This is a genomic window from Pseudomonas extremaustralis, assembly GCF_900102035.1.
In the GTDB taxonomy this organism is placed as follows: domain Bacteria; phylum Pseudomonadota; class Gammaproteobacteria; order Pseudomonadales; family Pseudomonadaceae; genus Aquipseudomonas; species Aquipseudomonas extremaustralis.
On record NZ_LT629689.1, the window covers coordinates 3,102,145 to 3,124,093 of the forward strand.

Genomic DNA, 21,949 nt, shown 5'->3' on the forward strand with positions numbered 1-21,949 from the left:
GCGCCCGACCCAACAAACAGGAACCGCTCGCATTTAAATCAATAGTAAATAATACATGCCGTATTGCGGCGCTTTCTCTACAATTCGAGAATGCAAAGAAAGGAACTTGTCGTGAGCATTTCAACGAACTCGAAACCCCGCCCCACTGATGATGAAATAGATTTAATCCCGCTTCTCCAGGCTTTATGGTCGAGTAAGAAAACCATCATTGCCACGACAGTCGCAGGCGCCATTGTTTCATTTACGATCAGCGCAATGTCTCCCGAACAATGGACAGCCAGTAATTACATCACCAAATCATCGCTATATAGCTTATATAAAGAAGTCAAGGAAAAAGGCGCGAGCCCGTCATTGAATATGCCGCCACTGGAGGCTGAACTGTACAGTTCGATCCAAAACGACGTGTTCTATACCGCGATGGGCGTGATGGCAGCGAATGCTATTACCTTGAGAGAGACCGTGCCCAAGACAGGCAAAAACGAATCCGTTCTCTATATTGCCTCGGCCACAGCTGCAACTGAGGCGCTGGCAAGAGCGCAATTGAAAGCCGCATTGGACACCGCAAACGCCCAAGCCATTGCGCTTAACTTGCCATCCTTGTCGACCAGTAATAGCGTACGAGCGTTTAACCTCCTCGACGAAGCAAAAATCACCAGCAGTAAAAACACGAAAAAAATGGCGCTACTGGGTGGCTTCCTAGGTCTTATCCTCGGCAGCTTTTTTGTGATCGGCAAGTTTCTTATTCGCCAGTACAAACATACTCATCGCTCTTAAAACGCACTACAAAAACTCGTCCGTTAAAAATAAGCAATACAGACCAGTGTCGAAGCAACAACAGTAATAAACAACTTCGCGAAAAATGTCGTTTTCATTAAGAGCACTTATGAAAGAGCACGGTAATGGCCCAAGGCCATTGTTGCACCGCGGCTCTTTTTTTCACGACGATTTTTTGACTAAGAAAAAACTCAAAAAATATTCAATCTGTCAATCAATACAAACCTTATTTTCATTATTTTTAGCTTGTGGACAGGCAACGTTCAGGTTGGATATCACAACGCCATCATGTAACATTTCTGTCATATATTTCCAAACGACAAGGACGTGTTTTGAGCTTTCCTGACAGTAGCGTGCTCCAAAATTTCCCAGCGACACTCCACCACCGCAACGCTAAGATTTTCACCGCCCACCCGTTTGACCAGAGCGCCCAACTGGCAATCCAGAAGCTGATCGATACCCGCCAACCACTCCAAGACCGCGTCAGCGCACCGCTCAAAGGAATGGAGAACAACTTGTTCGCCAAATCCCAGCCACTCGACAGCCTCAGGCCCAAACTGCGAGTCACCCTCGGCCGTGCAAAAAGCGACGGCACCTTCGACTGGCCGGTCGAGGAAGTCATCAACACCCTGGGCGCCCAACAACGCGATGCACCGGTCGCCGGCTTGTATGGTTTCGGCTACAGAAAGTCTGCGCTGGGCCTGATCCAGGAGTTTTTCATCTTTACCAAACTACTGGACGGCTACCTCAACGGCCTGGAATGGCTCAAACAGGAGCGCGACATCCAGAGCCTGATCACGGTGTCGTTCAAATTGCTGCACGCCTTGCACTGCAAGGGCATCGTGCACATGGATTTCTGGGCTAACAACGTGATGATCAACCTTGACCAACCAACGCAGGCCAAGGCCATCGACCTGGAAAACTGCTTCCTCACCGCCTCGGATTACTTGACCGAGGTGCTGGCGTTTCAATTCGGTTTTTACTACCGGAGGGAGATTTTCCGCTTCGTGATCGAAGAAGAATACGACCGGAGGGTGTCGGAAGAAGTAGCCAAGTATGAAGGCATTGATCGCCACCGTTTTAATGAGATGTACGCGCTGAGCAAGCATGAAAATATAAGTCGCCGGGCGCGGCGCGAGATTTTTCATAAGGGAACGGTTGTTACGGGTTAATTCACTCCAATGCCTTGCCAGCTTGCAGCATTGGATTAAAGCAGCAGTGCGTGGGCTTTAAAGCTACGCACCGCTTGCAGGTGTAACTTGCTCATCTGACCGCCGGAGACTCCCGAACAGTCGAGCCAAGAGAGGGGCACAGCCGCCAGCACAATAGGGGCGCCTTCAGCGCCCCTCCAGCAATGCCCCGGCCTGATCCAGCAATGCCAACGGATCGGTCGCCTTGTGGATATCCACCGACAACAGCTGCCGAAACTTGCGCGCCCCCGGGAACCCCGTCCCCAACCCCAGCACATGCCGAGTGATGTGATGCATCGAACCGCCCGTCGCCAAGTGTTCGGCAATATAAGGCCGCAACTGCGCCAATGCCTCGGCGCGGCTTACCACCGGCTGCGTACTGCCAAACAGTTGCCGGTCCACCTGCGCCAGCAGATATGGATTGTGATAAGCCTCGCGACCCAGCATCACCCCATCAAACGTCTGCAAGTGTTCCTGGCACTGTTCCAGGGTCTTGATCCCGCCGTTGAGGATAATCTCCAACTCCGGGAAATCCCGTTTCAACTGCGCCGCCACGTCATATCGCAATGGCGGAATGTCGCGGTTCTCCTTCGGCGACAGCCCCTCCAGAATCGCAATCCGCGCATGCACGGTAAAACTGATGCAGCCTGCGTCTTTCACCTGCTCGACAAAATCACATAACTGCGCATAACTGTCCCGGCCATTGATCCCGATGCGGTGCTTCACCGTCACCGGAATCGACACCGCATCACGCATCGCCTTCACACACTCCGCCACCAGCGCCGGGTGGCCCATCAGACACGCGCCGATCATGTTGTTCTGCACCCGATCACTGGGGCAACCGACGTTCAGGTTCACCTCGTCATACCCCGCCGCCTCAGCCATACGCGCACACGCGGCCAAATCGGCCGGAACGCTACCGCCCAATTGCAGCGCAAGCGGGTGCTCGGCGTCGTTGTGGCGCAGGAAGCGCTCGTGATCGCCGTGGAGGATCGCGCCGGTAGTGACCATTTCGGTGTACAGCAGGGCGTGCTTGGAGAGCAGACGCAGGAAGAACCGGCAGTGGCGGTCGGTCCAATCCATCATCGGAGCAACGGAAAAACGGCGGGAAAACGGAGCTGTTTGTAGGGACATTGGAAATCTGAGTCAACGAGGCGAATGGCGCAGTTTATCAGGGATGTATCTCAGGTGTCGGAGCGGCGTGTTCCGCACACTGCACCACTTCGTGTGTGAAATACACCGCGATGCTGCTCTGCACCCCCGATATTCCAAAGCCGCAACCTGAACCCATCCAGTCATTTGGCAAAGTTTCATAATTCCCTGCGCCTTTGAGGTCTACGATCACTGTAAAGCGGTGACTTCCGCGCCTCCAACCCACAGGAAACCGAAACAATGATCTCGAACCTGATCAAAGTCGTGATGATCGCTGGCACGTTGCTATTGGGCGCTTGCTCGTCAGGTGTGAGCAGCGACCCTTGTTTTACCGGCGGGTGCCAGGCCTTTGGTGACCGCAGTCCCAGCAAAGCCGCGAAGATGAGTTTCGGGGGGAGTGGGCTGGGTAGTAGTTATGGTGAGTATGGTTCGGGGTTGCTGCATGATGACTGATGGGGTGATTGCCCCGTCGCTATCGTGAGCCGCCCCCGCGTAGACCGACTAGCGCAGTTGCCGCGCGAAACCATGGCCCCAGAGATGAATGTCGGTGTGGCCTGGCGTGCGTGGTCCCGCGCCTGCCGGATGGGTGCAAGATTACTCGCCGCCCGTGCTATCGATCGGGATATGATCGCGCTCTATGAATCAGATTTCCCCATGACTTATGGCCGTTGATCTACATGCGCTCTACCCCAAACTCATCCATCTGATGCTGGATACGGTGTTTGTGGTTGATATAAACGACCACATTGTTTTTGTGAGTGATGCCTGTGAGGCCCTCCTGGGTTATCGCCCTGACGAACTGAACGGCACGGCAATCACGCGCTATATGCATCCTGAAGACCTGGCTGCCACGCGGGCCTCGATTGGTCGTGTGATGAGTGGTCAATCCCACTTCGATTTCCGCAACCGTTACCTCCGCAAGGATGGAGGCGTGGTGTATATCCTGTGGGCGGCATTCTGGTCGGAGGAGGTCGGCGCAAGGATTGGTGTGGCACGCAACGTAACGGCTCTAGCTCAGGCCGAGGAGGAGTTACGCTTCCTCGCTCATCATGATCCACTGACAAAATTAACCAACCGGTCGCTGTTCAATGATCGACTGGAGTCCGCCCTGCGCGCGGCGCACCGCCACGATAGTCAGCTGGCGTTGCTGTTTCTGGACGTGAATGACTTCAAGCGTATCAATGATGTCCATGGCCACGCGGTGGGGGATCGTGTTCTGTGCGTGATTGCCCATCGCCTGGAAAGCTGCATGCGTGAGACGGACACCGTGGCTCGGATGGGCGGCGATGAGTTTACGGTGCTGTTGACAGATGTCCACTCGAGGGCGGCCATCTCCAATAAGTTAGAACAGATTCACACCATTATGGCCGCGCCACTGGGGCCTGAGTTCGGTGCACTCAAAATGCCGCTGTGCAGTATCGGCGTTGCCTATTATCCGGAGGATGGGAAGGATGCCGACACACTGCTCACCTATGCGGATGGTGAAATGTACCGGATGAAAAAGCATCGCTCTGTAGACAGTGAAGCGCCCGGGACATAAGTGAAATTCAATAAGGGGCATTCGTGATAGGCATGCGACTTAGCTCCCCTCGATTGAACCTGTCGCGCATTTTGCCCTCCTATTTACCAGCAAGCTCAATCATTCAAACGGCTGTTTTCAGGTTGTTGCCCTCGCAAACGATCGAACGCATTTGCGCCCTTGAGCGCCTGCCAGCGCTCGGGTAATGTCACCAGACCCATAGGACAGAGCACGCCCATGACTTCCAAGCTGGAACAACTCAAGCAGTTCACCACCGTCGTAGCCGATACCGGCGATTTTTCAGCCCTCGCCAAGCTCAAGCCGCAAGACGCTACCACCAACCCTTCCCTGCTGCTCAAGGCCGCGTCGATTCCGGCGTACGCCAAGCTACTGGACGAGTGTGTGCAGGACTGCAACGGTGATGTCGGCCTGGCCAGCGACCGTTTTGCGGTAGCCGTCGGTCAGGAGATCCTGAAAGTGGTGCCGGGACGCATCTCCACCGAAGTGGATGCGCGCCTGTCGTTCGATACCGATGCAGTGCTCAAGCGTGCGCATCGCCTGATCGACCTGTACGAAAAAGCCGGCGTTGGCCGTGACCGCGTACTGATCAAGATCGCCTCCACCTGGGAAGGCATCCGCGCGGCGGAGAAACTGGAAAAAGAAGGCATCCAGACCAACCTGACCCTGCTGTTCTCCTTTGCCCAGGCCGTGGCGTGCGCAGAAGCCGGCGTGTTCCTGATTTCGCCGTTCGTGGGGCGGATCTACGACTGGTACAAGAAGGCCAATGGCAACGACTACACCGGTGCCGAAGATCCGGGCGTGCAGTCGGTGACACGCATCTACAACTACTACAAGGCCAATGGCTACAAGACGGTGGTGATGGGGGCTAGCTTCCGCAACCTGAGCCAGATCGAGGAGCTGGCCGGTTGCGATCGCCTGACCATCAGCCCGGACCTGCTGGAAAAACTGGCGGCCGATACCGGCAAGCTGGAGCGCAAGCTGTCGCCTGGCCATGCCGGTGAAGCGCGGGTGCATCTGACTGAAGCGCAGTTCCGTTGGGAGTCCAACGAGGATGCGATGGCAACCGAGAAGCTGGCGGAGGGGATTCGTCAGTTTGCTCGCGACCAGGAGAAGCTGGAAGCGTTGCTGGCTGCCAAGCTGTAAAAGCAGGCGGCGGCAAAAAAGGGCGGGACCTGTGAGGGTGCCGCCCTTTTTTTGTGTCAATCGGTTAGGAATGTATGGACCGGTCTGATGCAATCGGGAGCAAGCCCCCTCCGACACTTGGAGTGCATTTGAACAGGGCGATCAGTGGCGTTCGAGGGCGTTGACGAGGTCGTGGAACGCTTCGCGATTGGATTCGTTCAGGCCCATCAGAATCTTGTGCGCTTCCAGCACCTTGATCCGCACCACCTCCTCGGACTGATCCTGGGACGGCAGGTCGGTCAGGCATTCAGGGCACGGGATCGGGCGATCCACGATGTTGAAGACCTGGTCGAAGCCCATGGACTGCAACAAACGGGTGATGTCTTCGTGGGTGGTGACGACCGTCGGCAACAGGCCCACTTTCTGCCGAGACAGAATGGACAACTTGGCCAACAACCCAAGGGTGGTGCTATCGATGCTGCGGGTTTCGGTCAGATCGATCACGATCGCCGAGAAATTCAAGGCAGTGAAAATCCGCTCAATCGTTGCATCCAGCGCCGAACACAAGGTCAGGCGCACTTCACCGACAAACTTCAAGACGAAGGTCCCGTCCTGCTCGGCGAATTGGATTCTTCCGGTACTCATCAAAGATTCCTGCTCAACACCAATAGGGCGATATCATCCGGCATCTCCCCCAGCGTGGCCAATCCAAAAACCTGCCGCAGGCCATCCAGGCTGCCGCCCGCCGACTTGACCCGTTGGGGCAAGGCGGCTTCTTTCTCTTTGAGTGTAGGCTCTGGAAGAAGGTCCAGGATGCCGTCGGACATCAGCGTCAGGCTGAACGTCGGCGGCAACTCCAGGATGTGGTCTTCATAGGTCGCTTCGTTGAACAGGCCGACCGGCAGACCACGCCCTTCCAGGTAACGCACACTGTCGGGAGTGTACAGAACAGGCATCGGCAAGTGGCCGCCGATGCTGTAGGTCAAAAGACCGGTTTCTTCGTCAATCACGCCGCCGACCATCGTCACGTGCTTGCCCAGCTTGCAGCTGATCAGGCCTCGGTTGATGTGGCCCAGCACCTCGGAGGGCGTGAACTCCGGCAAGGTGCCGTTGCGCTTGGATTCAAACAACAGCCGCGTGGTCATGAACTTCAACAACACGGTCACAAAAGCAGAGGAAGCCCCGTGGCCGGATACGTCGGCCAGGTAGAACGCAACCCGTCGCTCATCAACACGGAAATAGTCGACGAAATCACCCGACAGGTACAAAGACGGGATGATCTGGTGAGCAAACTGAAACTCGTCGATGGTCCAGGGGCTGACAGGCAGCATGTTCATCTGCACCTGGCGACCGGCGTTCTGGTCTTCCTGAAGCAGATTCAGGCTGGCTTCGAGTTCGCGGTTGGCGGTTTCGAGCTTTTCGCGATAGCGCTGGTTTTCCAGGAGCAGGTGCGCACGATCCAGCGCACGGCGTACCGAGTGCTCCAGCACCGCGAGGTCTTCCAGGGGCTTGATCAAGTAATCGGCGGCGCCCAGGCGCAGGGCCTCGACGGCATCGTTCATCACCCCGGCCCCGGACACGACTATCACCGGCGTCTGCGGAGCCAGCTCGGTGACCTGACGAATCAGTTCGAGGCCGCCCATCTGGGGCATGCGCAGATCGCAGATCACGAGGTCGGGCTTGTCATGCTCGAACACCTGGAGACCCTGTTGACCATTGCTGGCCTGCAGGACGCTGAAGCCACTGTCTTCCAAATAGGCCGCAAGGCTTGCGCGCACTACTTCGTCGTCATCGATTATCAGCAGCGTGGCACTGGTTTTTGGCATGTGGGCAAACGGCGCCAGAATTAGGTTGGCGTAGGTGGCTCGGCAATGGCCGGGCTCACATACTGGATTCGCTTTCTAGCCTCTCTGCCCTACAAACTATGGGGGTTTTTCCCACGCACAATGGTAAAGCAGAGGTGCCCTTCTAAGGCGCAGACGGTACTCCCATCCGCCAGGGGTTTCAAGCTCATGCCGATGGTCGCCGAGCGTCTTTACATCGCAAATCACCGGGAGTTATAAGAACAGCCATCACCACAACACAAAGTAAGGATGGAAGCTGTGAGCGAACACGAGCGCGACTATGCTGAAAAACGCGATTTCATCCGCATGCGAGTGGATGCCGATGTGTCTTTGATCCACGCCGGGCAGGAAATTGACGGGGTTTGCGTGGACCTCTCCAGCTCCGGCATGCAGGTGCAAGCACCTCGCCAGTTCGCGGTGGGCGATCAGCTGACCGTGCGCATCGAGTCCGAGCATGCTGCCCTCGCCGGCCTGGAAGCTGACACCCAGGTAGTGTGGGCGAAGAACGAGGGCGACGGTCAGCATCTGGGGCTGAAGATCCTGAAAATGCGCTGATACCCGCGCACAAAAAAGGCGACCACAGGGTCGCCTCTTTTTCGTTTCAAGACATCGTAGTCTAGAAGTCGTCGACGACCTTGCCATCCTTGACCTTGAACTCGCGGTTCTGCAGGTAGGCGTTGCGGATAAAGGTGTACTTGTCGCCGGTGATCAGCTTCTCGCTGTCGAGCAGACTGGCGCGCGTATCGACGATATTCAGGCCGAAGGTGCTGTTGCGCCAGCCGATATCGTTCATGTAGCGGTAAGGCTGGGTGTAGCTGTCCACGTATTTGGACGGCGCATCACGCAAAGTGCTTGGGCCCAGCAGAGGAAGCATCACGTAGGGACCACTGCCCACGCCCCAATAGCCCAGGGTCTGGCCGAAGTCTTCATCGCTGCGCTGCAGCCCCATTTTGGTGCCGACATCGATAAAGCCCAGCACGCCAAACGTGGTGTTCATCAACAGCCGGGCCGTGTCCACGCCCGCCGCATGCGGCTTGAGTTGCAGCACGTTGTTGGCCAGGTTGCCGACATCACCGATATTGCGGAAAAAGTTGTGCACGCCATCCTGCACGAATTGCGGCGTCACAAATTGATAGCCTTGAGCCAACGGCTTGAGGGCATAAGTATCAACGGTATCGTTGAAGGTGAAGATGGGACGGTTGATGCTTTCCCATGGATCATCTTCCGATGCAGCTTGTGCGGCGAACGGTGCCAGCAGGACAGTGGCACACACTGATAGCTGAGCGAAGTAGTGGCTCCAGCGCATAGCTTTTGCTCCTTGAATGGTCTGTCATGGGCGCTATGCCCTGAATAAGGTGGCCAGTATATGACGGAAATATGCAATTAGGCAGCAGCCTGGAAACGACAGACAGGAAATGTTCAAGATTCCTACAATTCATCGTGCTGTCATAGCGTTGTCATCTTACCCCGATAGCGTCACAGCTATTTCAGGGATGTCGAGATGCGTCACGCCGAGATTGCCACCGCTACCACGCCTGCCTTGACGGCTGTCTTGTTTGGCCTGAGTGGATGCTTGGTGGACTTCGGTTCCCGGGCACGCACCGATTCTCTCCCTCCGGATTCCCAAGCGACGCCGGGCGCCCTGAAAATCCTGCGCAGCCTGAAGGAACAGGGCATCCCCTGCGCCTGGCTGGATGAACTGCCACCCTCGGTGACGACCCCGCTGGCCGCTGCATTGCCGGACTGGCTCAAGGCCGCATCGCCCTCCCCTGTCCGCTGGCCTGCCCCCCATGCCTGCTGGCAAGCCTTGATGGAGCTGAATATCGAGCGCCTGGAAGGCTGTGTCCTGGTCAGCGGCGAGCCGCGCTTACTGCAATCGGCGCTGAACGCAGGGCTGTGGACCATCGGCCTGGCCTCCTGCGGCTCGCTGTGCGGCATGGCCCCTGAACAGTGGCAGGCCCTGAGCGATCAGGAACGCGAGCGCAAACGCGGCAAGGCCACGGTGGCACTGTACGGGTTGGGCGTGCATTCGGTGATCGATCATCTGGGCGAACTCGGCAGTTGCCTGGCCGACATCAGCCTGCGCCAGCTCAAAGGCGAAAAGCCCTGATCAAGATCATGCACAGACGGCGCCGGTAGATTAATCTACAGCTCCTCTCATAGACCTTTCCCGGCGTGCCGTGGTCTATGCCAGTGCCTATCGATAAAAGGAAAACCGCCATGCCTGCCCGCGAAAAACTGCAAGAACAGGTCAACATCCTGCGCGAGCAACTGGAACAAGACCCACCGCTGTCAGCCGAAAAGCGTGAAGCGCTGGAAGCCTTGCTTGCCAAGTTCGAAGTGCAACTTGAACTGGAACCGGCTACCCAGCCACCCAGCATCGCTGACGATGTGAACCGGGCGGTGGAAGGTTTCGAATTGGACCATCCGGGCATTGCCGGGACATTGCGAAATATCGTGATAACCCTGGGCAATATCGGAATCTGACCCCCTTTGTAGGCGCCCGGCTTGCCAGGCGCCTACAAAATCAGGAGCGAGCTTGCTCGCGAAAAACCCGAGAGCACCGCGCAGCTTCAGGTTCCCCGCGTTAATCGTTGACGACTTTCGCGAGCAAGCTCGCTGCTACAGATACGGTGTGTTTATTGGCGGACCAGGCGCACGTTCTGGAACGCCACATCTTCCGTACTGCGATACGGGTTGATATCCAGCCCACCCCGCCGCACATACCGCGCATACACCGTCAACTTCTCAGGTTTCAGCAAACGCTGAAGGTCGAGAAAGATGCGCTCCACGCATTGCTCATGGAAATCCGAGTGCTGGCGAAAGCTCACCAGGTACTCCAGCAGGCTGGCGTGATCCAGTGCCGAACCCCGATAGTCCACCGCCACACTGCCCCAATCGGGCTGGCTGGTGACCGGGCAGTTGGACTTGAGCAGATGGCTGTGCACGCGCTCCTCGACGATGCGCGAATCATCGCAACGCAGCAATTCCGGGCGCGGGTGCTCGTAGTTGCTGACGCTGATATCCAGGTCGTCAATGCAGATACCCGGCAGGGCCTGCACACCTTCGGCCTCGACATCGGCCAGGCTGCGGATGCGCACGTTCACAGGCTTGCCGGCAGCGGCACTGAGATCGGTGCGCAAGATCGCTTCCAGGCTCGGCACATCAGCAAACACGGTCTGGTTGAGGGAGTTGAGGTACAGCTTGAACGACTTGGACTCGATGATGTTCGGCGAATCGGCCGGGATGCTGAACTCGCCAATGGCCACCACTGGCTTGCCCGACGGCAGCAGCCAGGACAACTCGAAGCAGTTCCAGAAATCCACGCCCTTGTACGGCAGGGTTTCGGCGCTCAGGCCCAGCTCAGCCCATTTGGCAGCGCGCGGAATCGGGAACAGCAACGAAGGAGTGTAGGTGCAAATGTATTCACTGGACTTGCCCAGCGGCGAATGTTCGGCTGCGGGATGCATGGCGGAAACCTGGCTAAATAAACCCCGCCAGTCTACCAGCCTTTGCCCCCGCCCTTAACACGCACTCATTTGACGTTGATCTTGCCCACCATGCCCGCCTGGTAGTGCCCAGGAATATTGCAAGCAAACTCCAGGCCCGTGGCCTTGCTGAACGTCCAGGTCAACTCGGCGGTTTTGCCCGGCTCGACCAGTACGCTATTGGGGTCATCGTGCTTCATCCCGCCCATTTCGCCGTGGCCCATGGCGCTATGGTCCATCTTGCCCATGCCGGTGGCGTTCATCATACCGCCGGACTGCATCTGCATCATTTGCTTCTGGTGCTCAGCATGCATGGCCGCGTCGCCCAGGTTGAACTCATGGAGCAACTGGCCTTTGTTGACCAACACAAAGTGCACGGTTTCACCGGCCTTGACATCCAGGGACTTGGGCGAAAAAGACATATCCTGCATCACCACTTCCACGGTGCGCGTGGCCTTGTCGGCAGACGCCGGCTGGCCGAATGCATAAGTATGAGCCGTGTCAGCCATCGCCCCGACACTCAACGCCAACAGGCAGCTCGCCAACAACAGGGGGGTACGCAACGCCATCTCAATTCTCCAAAGGTGTGGGATCAGTCTGTGGACCACTTTAAGATTGCAGCGCTGCCAGCCAGCTGACTGCTAGATTACAACTTTGTCAGGTTGCGCCCCTCCTCTGGCCACCACGGTATAAAGCCCGACGTGACCCGCTGCCAAGAGCTGCCCATGAAACTGCTGATCGTCGAAGACCAACCCAAAACCGGCCATTACCTGCGCCAAGGCTTGGCCGAGGCCGGCTTTACCACCGAGCTGGTGGCCGACGGTACCAGTGGCCAGCACCTGGCACTGACCGGCGACTATGACCTATTGATCCTCGATGTGATGCTGCCCGGTCGCGATGGCTGGCAAATCCTGCAAGCCGTGCGCAACGCGGGCCTGGATACGCCCGTGCTGTTCCTGACCGCCCGTGATGCCGTGGAAGATCGCGTGCATGGCCTGGAGCTGGGCGCCGACGATTACCTGGTCAAGCCTTTCGCGTTTTCCGAGCTGCTGGCGCGCGTGCGCAGCCTGTTGCGGCGTGGCAGCAGCGCACCACAGGAAACCGCCCTGCAACTGGCCGACCTGCGCCTGGACCTGATTCGCCGCCGTGTCGAACGGGCCGGCCAACGTATCGACCTCACTGCCAAGGAATTTTCCCTGCTCGAACTGCTGCTGCGTCGCCAGGGCGAAGTGCTGCCCAAGTCGCTGATCGCCTCCCAGGTGTGGGACATGAACTTCGACAGTGACACCAACATCATCGAAGTGGCGATCCGCCGTCTGCGCTTGAAAGTCGACGACAATTTCCCCGACAAACTGATCCACACCGTGCGCGGCATGGGCTATGTGCTGGAGGAACGGTGCAATTGATCAAGCGCCTGTCCCTGACCAGCCGCCTGGCCCTGCTGTTTGCCGGCTGCACCGCGGTTGTGTCGTTGCTGGCCGGCGTGCTGTTCAACCACGCCAGCGAAGCGCACTTTATCGAGCTGGACCAGCAATTGCTCGACAGCAAGCTGGTCGTGCTGCGCAACACCTTGCAGGGGGTCGACTCGGCGCAATCATTGGCCCGACGAGAAGCGCAACTGCGCGCCGAACTCAATCGCCAGCCCGATCTTGCCTTGCGCGTCACAGCAGGCGAACAGCGCTGGTTCGATGGGGCAGCGGGCGTCACCCTGCCCGAAACCCCTGGCCTGCACAGCCTGCAAAACGCTGGCACCGATTATCGGGTGTACAACGCGTCGTTGCGGCCAGAGCAGCCGGATTCGCCGCAGTTGAGCCTGATACTCGACATCACCCATCACCAGCACTTCCTACAGCGCATGCAGCACCTGATCTGGCTCACCGTCGGCCTGTCGGCGCTGGCCACTGCCTTGCTCGGCGCCTGGGCGGCGCGCAGTGGTCTGCGGCCTTTGCGCCGCATGGGCGAAGTGGCCGCCAGCGTGTCCGCCCACTCCCTGACCCAGCGCCTGCCCCAGCAGCACATGCCGGCGGAACTGGCGGAACTGGCCCAGGCTTTCAACGCGATGCTCGGTCGCCTCGACGACGCGTTCCAGCGCCTCTCGGCTTTCTCGGCCGATATCGCCCACGAACTGCGCACGCCCCTGTCGAATCTGCTGACCCACACCCAGGTGATCCTCACCCAGCCGCGCGCGCTGGAGGATTATCGCGAGGCGCTGCACAGCAATCTGGAAGAGCTGCAATGGATGGCGCAGTTGGTCAACGACATGCTCTACCTGGCCAAAGCCGACCACGGCCTGCTGATACCCAAGCGTGAACCGTTGGCACTGGCGGATGAAGTGGAAGCGTTGCTGGAGTTCTTTGCCCTGCTCGCCGAGGACGCACAGGTCAGCCTGATACGCGAAGGTACGGCTCACGCGGTCGGCGATCGCGGCATGTTGCGCCGAGCCTTATCGAATCTGCTGGATAACGCGCTACGGTTTACGCCGGCGGGTGGCGAAGTGCGAGTAACCATGGCGGAAACGGCACCGGGCGTGACGGTGACGGTGGAGAACAGCGGGGAAGGCATTCCGGCGGCGTTGCTGCCAAGGTTGTTCGACCGCTTCTACCGGGCCGACCCGGCCCGCCATGAAGGCAGCAGCGAACACGCGGGGCTGGGGCTGGCAATTACCCAGTCGATTGTGCGGGCCCATGGGGGGCGAATTTATTGCGAGTCCGAGGCGGGGTGGACGCGGTTTGTGATCGAGTTGCCAAGGATAGTTTGATGCAAGCGGTTCCGGCGCTATCGGGAGCAAGTCCCCCCACATTTTTGATCGGTGAATGCATTCAAATGTGGGGCTTGCTCCCGATAGCAGTCTTGAATCCTACGAATATCTCAAGGCATGTGCCGGCTCAATCTTCGCCGCCCGATACGCCGGGTAAATCGTCGCCAAGAAACTCAACACAAACCCGGCTGTGCAAATCAGCAATACATCCCCACCTTGCAGTTCCGAAGGCAGGTTGCTGACGAAATACACATCCGAACTGAAGATATGCTGCCCGGTCACCCGCTCCAGCCAGCCCACCAGCTCACTCACATTCAGCGCCGCAATCACCCCAAGCACGCCGCCGATCAAGGTACCGACGATGCCGATCACCGTGCCCTGCACCATGAAGATCGCCATGATCTGCCGCGGCGTGGCGCCGATGGTACGCAGGATCGCGATGTCCGCGCCCTTGTCGTTCACCACCATGATCAACGTGGCGATGATGTTGAACGCCGCCACGGCAACGATCATCAACAACAGCAGGCCGATCATGGTCTTTTCCATTTTCATCGCACTGAACAGGCTGCCCTGGGTGTGAGTCCAGTCGTCCGCCTTGTAGGCCGCACCGAGGCTGGCGGCAATGTCCGCCGAGACCTTGGGCGCCGCGTACAAGTCTTTTACCGCCAGGCGCACACTCTGCACCTGGTTCGGCTGCCAATGCTGGATTTGCGCGGCGTCGGCCATATGGATCAACGCCATGGAACCGTCCAGCTCGGCGCCGACCTTGAAGATGCCGACTACGTTCAATCGCTGCATGCGCGGGGTGATACCGCCCGGTGCGCTGCTGATTTCCGGGACGATCAGGGTCAGCTTGTCGCCCACGTTCAGGCGAAAGCGCCGTGCGGTGATTTCGCCGACCACCACGCCGAACTCGCCGGGTTTCAGGTCTTCAAGTTTGCCCCGCACAATATGCTGGGCCACGATCGACACCTTGCCTTCCTGGGCCGGATCAACGCCGCTGATCTCGATCGGTTGCATGGCGCCCTTGTAGGAGAACATGCCGTCCATCTGTGTGAACGGTACCGCAGCGGTGACTTGCGGATTCTTCATCGCGGCGGCAGCCACCGGCTGCCAATCGTCGATCGGGTTCACGCCGACGATGGTGGCATGGGGCACCATGCCGAGGATGCGCGAGCTCATTTCGCGCTGGAAGCCGTTCATCACCGACAGCACCACGATCATCGCCAGCACACCCAGGGCGAGGCCGATCATCGAGGTCATCGAGATGAACGAAACAAAACGGTTGCGGCGCTTGGCGCGGGTATAGCGCGTGCCGATGAAAATCGATAACGGTCTGAACATGGGCTTGCACCGCCTGAAAAAATGAAAAAGCCCGACGCCAGGCGCCAGGCTGAAACGGGTCAGATGGCGACCAGATGACCTTCCTGCAGGTGCAACACGCGGTCCATCTGCCGAGCCATGCTCATGTCATGGGTCACCACCAGGAACGCGGTGCGCATCTGGGTGCTCAGTTCCAGCATCAAGTCCTTGATGCCCTGGGCGGTGTGGGAGTCGAGGTTGCCGGTCGGCTCGTCGAGCATCACCAGGCCCGGGTTGTTCACCAGGGCGCGGGCAATCGCCACGCGCTGGCGTTCGCCGCCGGACAATTCCGCCGGCTTGTGCTCCAGGCGATGGCCGAGGCCGACACGCTCCAGCAATGCGGTGGCACGCTGGCGCGCCTCCGGGATCGCGGTCTTGCCGATCAGCAGCGGCATGCACACGTTTTCCAGGGCGGTGAACTCCGGCAACAGGTGGTGGAACTGGTACACGAAGCCCAGCGAACGGTTGCGCAATTGGCCACGGGCTTTCTCGCCAAGGGCCGACAACTCCTCGCCGGCCAGCCACACGCTGCCCTGGGACGGCGTGTCGAGGCCGCCCAACAGGTTAAGCAAGGTACTTTTGCCGGAACCGGAACTGCCGACGATCGCCACGCGCTCGCCTGGGTGAAGTTCCAGTTGCAGGTTGGACAGCACCACAACCGATTCAGGGCCTTCCTCGTAGGATTTGCCCAGGTTGCGGCAGCTCAGGATTGCTTTTTCACTCATGCCCGATTCACTCATAACGTAAGGCCTGTGCTGGCTGGGTACGTGCCGCGCGCCAGGCTGGATACAGGGTGGCAAGGAAACTCAGGACCAACGCAGCGCCGCCCACCATCAACACGTCCTGGGACTGAACCTGGGACGGCAAGTAGTCGATGAAGTACACGTCGGCGTTGAGAAACTTGTGGCCGATCAGGGTTTCGAGGCCGGCGATGGCGGCGCTGACGTTCAGCGCAGCCAGAATGCCCACCGCCGTGCCGATCAAGGTGCCGACCACACCGATCACCGTGCCCTGCACCATGAAGATCGCCATGATCTGCCCCGGCGTGGCGCCAAGGGTACGCAGGATGGCGATGTCGCCCTTCTTGTCGTTTACCACCATCACCAGGGTGGAAATGATGTTGAAGGCAGCGACAGCGACGATCAGCAGTAACAGCAGGCCGATCATGGCTTTTTCCATACGGATCGCCTGGTACAGATTGCCGTGGGTACGGGTCCAGTCGCGGGCGTAATACTCGGTTTCCCCTAGGTGCTGGGCGATTTCCCAGGCGCCGCGCGGGGCGTCGAACAGGTCGTTGAATTTCAGGCGCAGGCCCTGCACCTGGTCCGGCTGCCAGCGGTGCAGGCGAGCCAGGTCGGTAAGGTTGGTCAGGCCGAGGTAACCGTCGATCTCGCCGGCACCCACGTGGAAGGTGCCGACCACGGTAAAGCGCTTCATGCGTGGAAACATGCCGGCCGGGGTCACGGTGACTTCCGGGGCGACGAAGGTCAGCTTGTCGCCGATGCCCACGCCGAGCTTGGCGGCGGCCTTGTCACCGATGACGATGCCAAAGCTGCCGGGCGACAGGTCGTCCAGTTTGCCCTGCAACATGAACTTGTCGATGATCGAGACCTTGCGTTCCTGGACCGGATCGATGGCATTGAGCAGGATCTTCTGCACCTTGCCGTCGTTGGTCAGCAATCCCTGCATCTGGGTGAACGGCGCAACGGCCACCACCTTGGGGTTCTGCTTGACCTTGTCGGCCAGGCTTTGCCAGTCGCTGATCGGCTCACTCGACTCGATGGTCGCGTGGGGCACCATGCCCAGCACGCGGGTACGCATCTCATGATCGAAGCCGTTCATCACCGACAGCACCACGATCATCACGACCACGCCCAAGGCGAGCCCGATCATCGAGGTCAGGGAAATGAACGACACAAAATGATTGCGACGTTTTGCACGGGTATAACGCGTGCCAATAAATACGAAGAGAGGTCTGAACATGTCGGGGCTTGTTCGGAGGAAAAGAAGACGTCCCGGTGGCGGGGTCTGGTAAGCAGCTTTACACTCAGACCATTACCGTTACCTGGGGTTCGCCATGTCGACATTAGATGAAGAAGAGCGCCGCGAATACTACCGTATCGACGACATGATCGCACTCCAAATCAAAAGCCTGTCGGCCCCGGAAGCAGCGAGCAAGGAAGTATTACTGGATGATTCGCCACTGTTCAATCTGCTCAGTGAACTGCACCTGAGCGAATTCGAAGCCCAACACCTGTTACGCCAGCTCAGCGAGAAGGATCGTACCCTGGCGGCCTTCCTCAAAGTCCAGAACAAACGCCTGGATCTGCTCAGCCAGATCATGGCGCAAAGCCTGCGCGATGAACTCGGCGCCCCGCAACCGGTGATCATTTCCGAAGGCGGCATCGACTTTCAGCACCCGGTCCCCCTCGCCATCGGTGCGCACCTGGCCGTCAAACTGGTATTGATGCCCCAGGCGCTCGGCCTGCTGCTGCGTGCACGGGTCACCCGTTGCGCCCCCAAGGGCGCCGGCTTTGAAGTGGGCACCGAGTTCGAATCCATCCCCGACATCCAACGCCAATTGCTGGCGCGCTATATCCTGCAGAAACAAGCGCAGCAGCGGCGCTTGGCGCGGGAACAAAGCGACGCCCAAAACACCTGAATTCGTTCACCCCGCCAGGACACCTGGCGTAAAGGAGCAACTGTGACCCTGATTTACGGCCACCGCGGTGCCAAAGGCGAAGCACCGGAAAACACCCTGACCAGCTTCCAGGAGTGCCTCAAGCACGGGGTACGTCGCTGCGAGCTGGATTTGCACCTGTCCATGGACGGCGAACTGATGGTCATCCACGACCCGACCCTCAAGCGCACCGCCGACCGGCGCGGCAAGGTCGTCGAGTATTCGGCGGCGGACCTGGTGAAGATGGACGCACGCAAAGGCGGCCCTGGCTGGATCAAGCCATGCCCGATCCCACGCCTGGAAGAACTGTTCGAAAAGTGCGACTTCGACCACTGGCAACTGGAAGTCAAAAGTGCCTCGCGTACCCGGGCCGCCACCACCGTACTGGCCATCCGTGAAATGGCCGTACGCTTTGGCCTGATGGACAAAGTCACCGTGACCTCAAGCTCGCGGGAAGTGTTGAAAGCAGCGGTTGAACTCACCCCGGACCTGTCACGCGGCCTGGTAGCCGAATACGCCTGGCTCGACCCGCTGAAGGTCGCGCAGAACTATGGCTGTGAGATTCTGGCGTTGAACTGGACGTTGTGCACCCCCGAGCGTCTGGAAAAAGCCCAGCGCCAGGGTTTGCACGTGTCCGTGTGGACGGTCAACGAACCTGCGCTGATGCGCAGGCTCGCAGACTTCGGCGTAGATAGCCTGATTACAGACTTTCCCGGTTTGGCCACTGCCACCCTCGAGAATTACTGAAATCGGTCTCCCCGGCCGGCTCAGGCCACCGGCCGGAGCCGCTCAAAAAAGCCGGTTGAGGCCATCATAGGCCGCTACCCGATAGGCTTCGGCCATGGTCGGGTAGTTGAACGTGGTGTTGACGAAATACTTGAGGGTATTTTGCTCACCCGGCTGGTTCATGATGGCCTGGCCGATGTGCACGATCTCCGAGGCCTGGTAGCCGAAGCAATGCACACCGAGGACTTGCAGGGTCTCGCGGTGGAACAGGATCTTCAGCATGCCTTGCGGCTCACCGGCGATCTGCGCACGCGCCATGCTCTTGAAGAACGCCTTGCCCACTTCGTAAGGCACCTTGGCCTTGGTCAGTTCGTGCTCGTTCTTGCCGATCGAGCTGATCTCGGGAATCGTGTAGATCCCGGTCGGCACGTCGTTCACATAGCGCCAGCTGCCATTATCGACAATGCTGCCGGCAGCCGAACGGCCCTGGTCATGGGCGGCACTGGCCAGGCTCGGCCAACCGATCACGTCACCGGCACCGTAGATATTGGTCACACAGGTGCGATAGTTCTCGTCCACCTCGATCTGGCCACGGTTGTTGACCTTGACCCCAATGTTTTCCATGCCCAGCTTGTCGGTGTTGCCGGTACGGCCGTTGCACCACAGCAAGGCATCGGCCTTGATCTTCTTGCCGGACTTGAGGTGCAGGATTACCCCGTTGTCCAGGCCTTCGACCCGCTCATACTCTTCGTTATGGCGCACGGTGATGTTGTTGTTGCTGAAGTGGTAGCTCAACGCCTGGGAAATTTCCGAGTCCAGGAAGCTGAGCAACTGGTCGCGGTTGTCCACCAGTTCCACCAGCACCCCGAGGCCACTGAAGATCGAGGCGTATTCACAGCCGATCACGCCGGCGCCGTAGATGATCAGTTTGCGCGGGGTGTGGCCCAGGCTCAGGATGGTGTCGCTATCGTAGATACGCGGGTGGAGGAAATCGATATCCACCGGGCGGTACGGGCGCGAACCCGTGGCGATAATGATGTGCTTGGCCACCAGCTTCTCGACCACGCCGTTGGGGCACACCACCTCAATGGTTTGCTCGTCGGCGAAACTGCCGGTGCCAAAGAACAGGTCGACACGGTTACGGGCGTAGTAGCCGGTACGCGACGCGACCTGTTTGGCGATGACTTTTTCTGCGCTTTTCAACACATCCGGGAACGAGAACCAGCGCGGCTCGCCAATGGCCCGGAACATCGGGTTGGTGTTGAACTGCATGATCTGGCGGACCGAGTGACGCAAGGCCTTGGACGGGATGGTACCCAGGTGGGTGCAGTTACCGCCGACCTGGCGGCGGCTATCGACCATCGCCACCTTGCGCCCTGCCTTCGCGGCGTTCATCGCCGCACCTTCTCCAGCCGGGCCGGAACCCAGTACTACTACATCGTAGTTGTAGACAGCCATGCGTACTCCTCAGAACAGGCCAGGCCCACGGTTGGACGCCTGGCTAAATCATGCCGCGGCCAGCGGTCATGAAGGACAATGTGGCTCAAGTGTGTGAACCGGGGCACAGTCTATATAAGGCTCAACGCCGCGCACATTAACCCTTGGTCGCGTCGTAGGCCAGTTTTGCCTTTACTACACGGCGGGAATTACGGTTTCAGCGCGGTCATTTGCTCGAACGCCTGATTACTGCGCGTGACGAAAGCATCCCCCTCGCGCAATACAAAGAACGCGGCGATCTGGTGCTGCTCAGCGTAATTCCAGCCTTGCTCCGGCCCAAGGATCAACAGCAACGTCGACAGGCCATCGGCCATCAGCGCCGACGGGTGCAACACCGTCACCGATGCCAGTTGATGGGTAATCGGCGCGCCGGTCCGCGCATCCAGGGTGTGGGAGTAACGTCGGCCATCCTGCTGGAAATAATTACGATAGTCACCTGATGTGGACACACCAAAGCCGTCTACGCGGATGATTTTTTCAGCCACCTGCCGGTCATCGCGGGGTTCTTCCAGCGCGATGCGCCAGGCTGAGCCATCCGGTTTGTGGCCGACAGCCTTGAGTTCACCAGTGGCTTCGGCGAGGTAATCGTGGATACCCAGGCCGCTCAATAGTTCGGCGATGCGATCCACCGCGTAACCGGCGGCAATGCTGTTGAAGTCGACTTCGACGGCGGCATCCTTGCACAGTTGCTCGCCATCGATACGCAGATGCTGGTGGCCGACCCGTTGACGCACCTGCGCCAGCGTCGCGGCGTCCGGCACGCTCAGTTGCCGGGCCTGGGGGCCGAACCCCCACAGGTTCAGCAACGGTTCCACCGTCAGGTCAAACGCCCCCGCACTGGCCTGGGACAGTTGCTCGCCGGTGCGCACCAGTTGCAGAACCGGCGCGGGCATCGGCTGGCAACTGTCGGCTGGCAGGTTGTTGAAACGCTCGATATCGGAGTCGCTGCGGTAGGTCGACATCTGTCGATCAACGGCTCCCAGGATGCTTTCCACTTGGCGCTGGAGCTCTTTCGGCGTGGGTGCCGTCGAGCTTCTGACATACTGGATCGAATAAGTGCTGCCCATGGTCGGACCGCCAAACTGCTCCAGCGTATCGCCGCCACAGCCGGCCAACACCGCAAAACTGCACATCGCCGCTATCTGTCGCAGGCTGCCCATAAACCTAATCGCCGTCGAAAATTGAATTAACCTGTAAGCACACACCTTTCCAGGGCTCACCATTATGCGGCATGCGCTTATCTGTTTATGGCTGATGTTCGCACTCCCAGCGCTCGCCAATGAGGCAGATCGTCTCACCCAGGCGAATTTTCCGGCGCAAGCCCAGCAATTGGAGCTGAAAAACCAGGCCGTGCTGACATACCTCTGGGCGGATGTGTACGCCGCAGCGTTGTATGCGCCAGCCGACATGCGGGCAAAGCCGTCATGGGATCAACAGAAGGCTCTGCGCCTTGTGCTGTATTACTTTCGCGACATTGACCGCAACGATGTCATCAAGGCCGCCACAGCCACCCTGGAACGCCAGCAGGCCAACGCCCGCTTGAAGCCAGAGCTTGAGCGACTGCATGCCAGCTTTCGCAATATCCGCAGTGGTGATCGCTACGCTCTGGATGTACGCCCAGGCCGAGGCTTGAACCTGGAGATCAATGGACAAGTCGTGTTCAGCAGTCGTGACGATGAACTGGCAAGGGCCTACCTGGGCATCTGGCTGGCGCCCAATGGACTGTCAGAGAGCCTGCGCGACAAACTGCTCCTGTAGGAACGAGCTGGCTCGCGAAAAAACCACAAGGGCTGCGTTCTTCCTGAAAGCCCGCGTT

Annotated in this window: 24 protein-coding genes; 13 read left to right on the top strand and 11 right to left on the bottom strand. The window is 58.9% G+C overall.

The window, feature by feature from the left end; all coding sequences use genetic code 11:
- Positions 1 to 111 precede the first annotated feature (111 nt).
- Both BLR63_RS14190 and BLR63_RS14195 read left to right on the top strand, forming a co-directional pair.
- On the top strand, positions 112 to 774 hold the full coding sequence (locus tag BLR63_RS14190) for a Wzz/FepE/Etk N-terminal domain-containing protein (protein WP_010566482.1): 663 nt from the start codon (positions 112 to 114) through the stop codon (positions 772 to 774).
- A 332-nt stretch (positions 775 to 1,106) separates the two neighbouring features.
- Positions 1,107 to 1,946, top strand: coding sequence for a hypothetical protein (locus tag BLR63_RS14195; protein WP_010566481.1), 840 nt, complete (start codon positions 1,107 to 1,109; stop codon positions 1,944 to 1,946).
- Positions 1,947 to 2,111: 165 nt separating this feature from the next.
- Here BLR63_RS14195 and dusA read toward each other — a convergent pair whose 3' ends face one another.
- Positions 2,112 to 3,098 (bottom strand): tRNA dihydrouridine(20/20a) synthase DusA, encoded by a 987-nt coding sequence (dusA, locus tag BLR63_RS14200; protein WP_042947239.1) that lies wholly within the window; start codon positions 3,096 to 3,098, stop codon positions 2,112 to 2,114.
- Positions 3,099 to 3,356: 258 nt separating this feature from the next.
- On the opposite strand from dusA, the gene BLR63_RS31885 reads away from it, so the two are divergent.
- The 3 genes from BLR63_RS31885 (at position 3,357) to tal (ending at position 5,799) form a co-directional block, all read left to right on the top strand.
- Positions 3,357 to 3,569, top strand: a complete 213-nt coding sequence (locus BLR63_RS31885) for a hypothetical protein (protein ID WP_010566479.1) — start codon at positions 3,357 to 3,359, stop codon at positions 3,567 to 3,569.
- A gap of 208 nt (positions 3,570 to 3,777) precedes the next feature.
- Positions 3,778 to 4,656, top strand: a complete 879-nt coding sequence (locus BLR63_RS14210) for a sensor domain-containing diguanylate cyclase (RefSeq protein ID WP_010566478.1) — start codon at positions 3,778 to 3,780, stop codon at positions 4,654 to 4,656.
- Positions 4,657 to 4,872: 216 nt separating this feature from the next.
- The gene (gene tal / locus BLR63_RS14215) at positions 4,873 to 5,799 is read left to right on the top strand and encodes a transaldolase (protein ID WP_010566477.1); all 927 of its coding nucleotides are present in this window, start codon (positions 4,873 to 4,875) and stop codon (positions 5,797 to 5,799) included.
- A gap of 141 nt (positions 5,800 to 5,940) precedes the next feature.
- Here tal and rssC read toward each other — a convergent pair whose 3' ends face one another.
- Positions 5,941 to 6,423 carry an anti-sigma factor antagonist RssC gene (rssC, locus tag BLR63_RS14220; RefSeq protein WP_010566476.1) on the bottom strand — a complete coding sequence of 161 codons (483 nt, stop codon included), beginning with the start codon at positions 6,421 to 6,423 and terminating at the stop codon, positions 5,941 to 5,943.
- Positions 6,423 to 7,604: a two-component system response regulator RssB gene (gene rssB / locus BLR63_RS14225; RefSeq protein WP_010566475.1), complete on the bottom strand. Its 1,182-nt coding sequence runs from the start codon at positions 7,602 to 7,604 to the stop codon at positions 6,423 to 6,425. The genes rssC and rssB overlap by 1 nt, the downstream gene beginning before the upstream one ends.
- Before the next feature lie 276 nt (positions 7,605 to 7,880).
- On the opposite strand from rssB, the gene BLR63_RS14235 reads away from it, so the two are divergent.
- Positions 7,881 to 8,177, top strand: coding sequence for a PilZ domain-containing protein (locus BLR63_RS14235; protein ID WP_010566473.1), 297 nt, complete (start codon positions 7,881 to 7,883; stop codon positions 8,175 to 8,177).
- A 61-nt stretch (positions 8,178 to 8,238) separates the two neighbouring features.
- On the opposite strand, the gene BLR63_RS14240 is transcribed toward BLR63_RS14235, so the two are convergent.
- Positions 8,239 to 8,928, bottom strand: coding sequence for an MlaA family lipoprotein (locus BLR63_RS14240; protein WP_010566472.1), 690 nt, complete (start codon positions 8,926 to 8,928; stop codon positions 8,239 to 8,241).
- A gap of 195 nt (positions 8,929 to 9,123) precedes the next feature.
- On the opposite strand from BLR63_RS14240, the gene BLR63_RS14245 reads away from it, so the two are divergent.
- Together BLR63_RS14245 and BLR63_RS14250 are read left to right on the top strand one after the other, a co-directional pair.
- Positions 9,124 to 9,732 carry a hypothetical protein gene (locus BLR63_RS14245; protein WP_010566471.1) on the top strand — a complete coding sequence of 203 codons (609 nt, stop codon included), beginning with the start codon at positions 9,124 to 9,126 and terminating at the stop codon, positions 9,730 to 9,732.
- Positions 9,733 to 9,842: 110 nt separating this feature from the next.
- Positions 9,843 to 10,109, top strand: a complete 267-nt coding sequence (locus tag BLR63_RS14250; protein ID WP_010566470.1) for a DUF4404 family protein — start codon at positions 9,843 to 9,845, stop codon at positions 10,107 to 10,109.
- 152 nt (positions 10,110 to 10,261) lie between these two features.
- On the opposite strand, the gene queF is transcribed toward BLR63_RS14250, so the two are convergent.
- Both queF and copI read right to left on the bottom strand, forming a co-directional pair.
- On the bottom strand, positions 10,262 to 11,092 hold the full coding sequence (queF, locus tag BLR63_RS14255) for an NADPH-dependent 7-cyano-7-deazaguanine reductase QueF (RefSeq protein ID WP_010566469.1): 831 nt from the start codon (positions 11,090 to 11,092) through the stop codon (positions 10,262 to 10,264).
- Positions 11,093 to 11,157: 65 nt separating this feature from the next.
- Positions 11,158 to 11,679: a copper-resistant cuproprotein CopI gene (gene copI / locus BLR63_RS14260; protein ID WP_010566468.1), complete on the bottom strand. Its 522-nt coding sequence runs from the start codon at positions 11,677 to 11,679 to the stop codon at positions 11,158 to 11,160.
- Between the two features lie 156 nt (positions 11,680 to 11,835).
- Between copI and BLR63_RS14265 the strand changes: the two genes are divergently transcribed.
- Complete coding sequence (locus BLR63_RS14265; protein ID WP_010566467.1) at positions 11,836 to 12,516, top strand: heavy metal response regulator transcription factor; 681 nt, start codon at positions 11,836 to 11,838, stop codon at positions 12,514 to 12,516.
- Positions 12,513 to 13,868, top strand: a complete 1,356-nt coding sequence (locus BLR63_RS14270; RefSeq protein ID WP_010566466.1) for a heavy metal sensor histidine kinase — start codon at positions 12,513 to 12,515, stop codon at positions 13,866 to 13,868. The genes BLR63_RS14265 and BLR63_RS14270 overlap by 4 nt, the downstream gene beginning before the upstream one ends.
- A gap of 99 nt (positions 13,869 to 13,967) precedes the next feature.
- On the opposite strand, the gene BLR63_RS14275 is transcribed toward BLR63_RS14270, so the two are convergent.
- From BLR63_RS14275 to BLR63_RS14285, 3 genes are read right to left on the bottom strand one after another with little or no spacing between them, the layout of a single operon-like run.
- Positions 13,968 to 15,212, bottom strand: coding sequence for a lipoprotein-releasing ABC transporter permease subunit (locus tag BLR63_RS14275; protein WP_010566465.1), 1,245 nt, complete (start codon positions 15,210 to 15,212; stop codon positions 13,968 to 13,970).
- Positions 15,213 to 15,271: 59 nt separating this feature from the next.
- Positions 15,272 to 15,955, bottom strand: a complete 684-nt coding sequence (gene lolD, locus BLR63_RS14280; protein ID WP_162830773.1) for a lipoprotein-releasing ABC transporter ATP-binding protein LolD — start codon at positions 15,953 to 15,955, stop codon at positions 15,272 to 15,274.
- 7 nt (positions 15,956 to 15,962) lie between these two features.
- Positions 15,963 to 17,213 carry a lipoprotein-releasing ABC transporter permease subunit gene (locus BLR63_RS14285; protein WP_010566463.1) on the bottom strand — a complete coding sequence of 417 codons (1,251 nt, stop codon included), beginning with the start codon at positions 17,211 to 17,213 and terminating at the stop codon, positions 15,963 to 15,965.
- Positions 17,214 to 17,307: 94 nt separating this feature from the next.
- Between BLR63_RS14285 and BLR63_RS14290 the strand changes: the two genes are divergently transcribed.
- Together BLR63_RS14290 and BLR63_RS14295 are read left to right on the top strand one after the other, a co-directional pair.
- Positions 17,308 to 17,892, top strand: a complete 585-nt coding sequence (locus tag BLR63_RS14290) for a PilZ domain-containing protein (RefSeq protein WP_010566462.1) — start codon at positions 17,308 to 17,310, stop codon at positions 17,890 to 17,892.
- A gap of 42 nt (positions 17,893 to 17,934) precedes the next feature.
- On the top strand, positions 17,935 to 18,657 hold the full coding sequence (locus tag BLR63_RS14295) for a glycerophosphodiester phosphodiesterase (protein WP_010566461.1): 723 nt from the start codon (positions 17,935 to 17,937) through the stop codon (positions 18,655 to 18,657).
- Between the two features lie 42 nt (positions 18,658 to 18,699).
- On the opposite strand, the gene sthA is transcribed toward BLR63_RS14295, so the two are convergent.
- Together sthA and BLR63_RS14305 are read right to left on the bottom strand one after the other, a co-directional pair.
- On the bottom strand, positions 18,700 to 20,094 hold the full coding sequence (sthA, locus tag BLR63_RS14300; protein ID WP_010566460.1) for a Si-specific NAD(P)(+) transhydrogenase: 1,395 nt from the start codon (positions 20,092 to 20,094) through the stop codon (positions 18,700 to 18,702).
- Between the two features lie 188 nt (positions 20,095 to 20,282).
- Positions 20,283 to 21,293 carry an FAD:protein FMN transferase gene (locus tag BLR63_RS14305; protein WP_010566459.1) on the bottom strand — a complete coding sequence of 337 codons (1,011 nt, stop codon included), beginning with the start codon at positions 21,291 to 21,293 and terminating at the stop codon, positions 20,283 to 20,285.
- 64 nt (positions 21,294 to 21,357) lie between these two features.
- On the opposite strand from BLR63_RS14305, the gene BLR63_RS14310 reads away from it, so the two are divergent.
- Positions 21,358 to 21,891: a chalcone isomerase family protein gene (locus tag BLR63_RS14310; RefSeq protein WP_042947235.1), complete on the top strand. Its 534-nt coding sequence runs from the start codon at positions 21,358 to 21,360 to the stop codon at positions 21,889 to 21,891.
- Positions 21,892 to 21,949 lie beyond the last annotated feature (58 nt).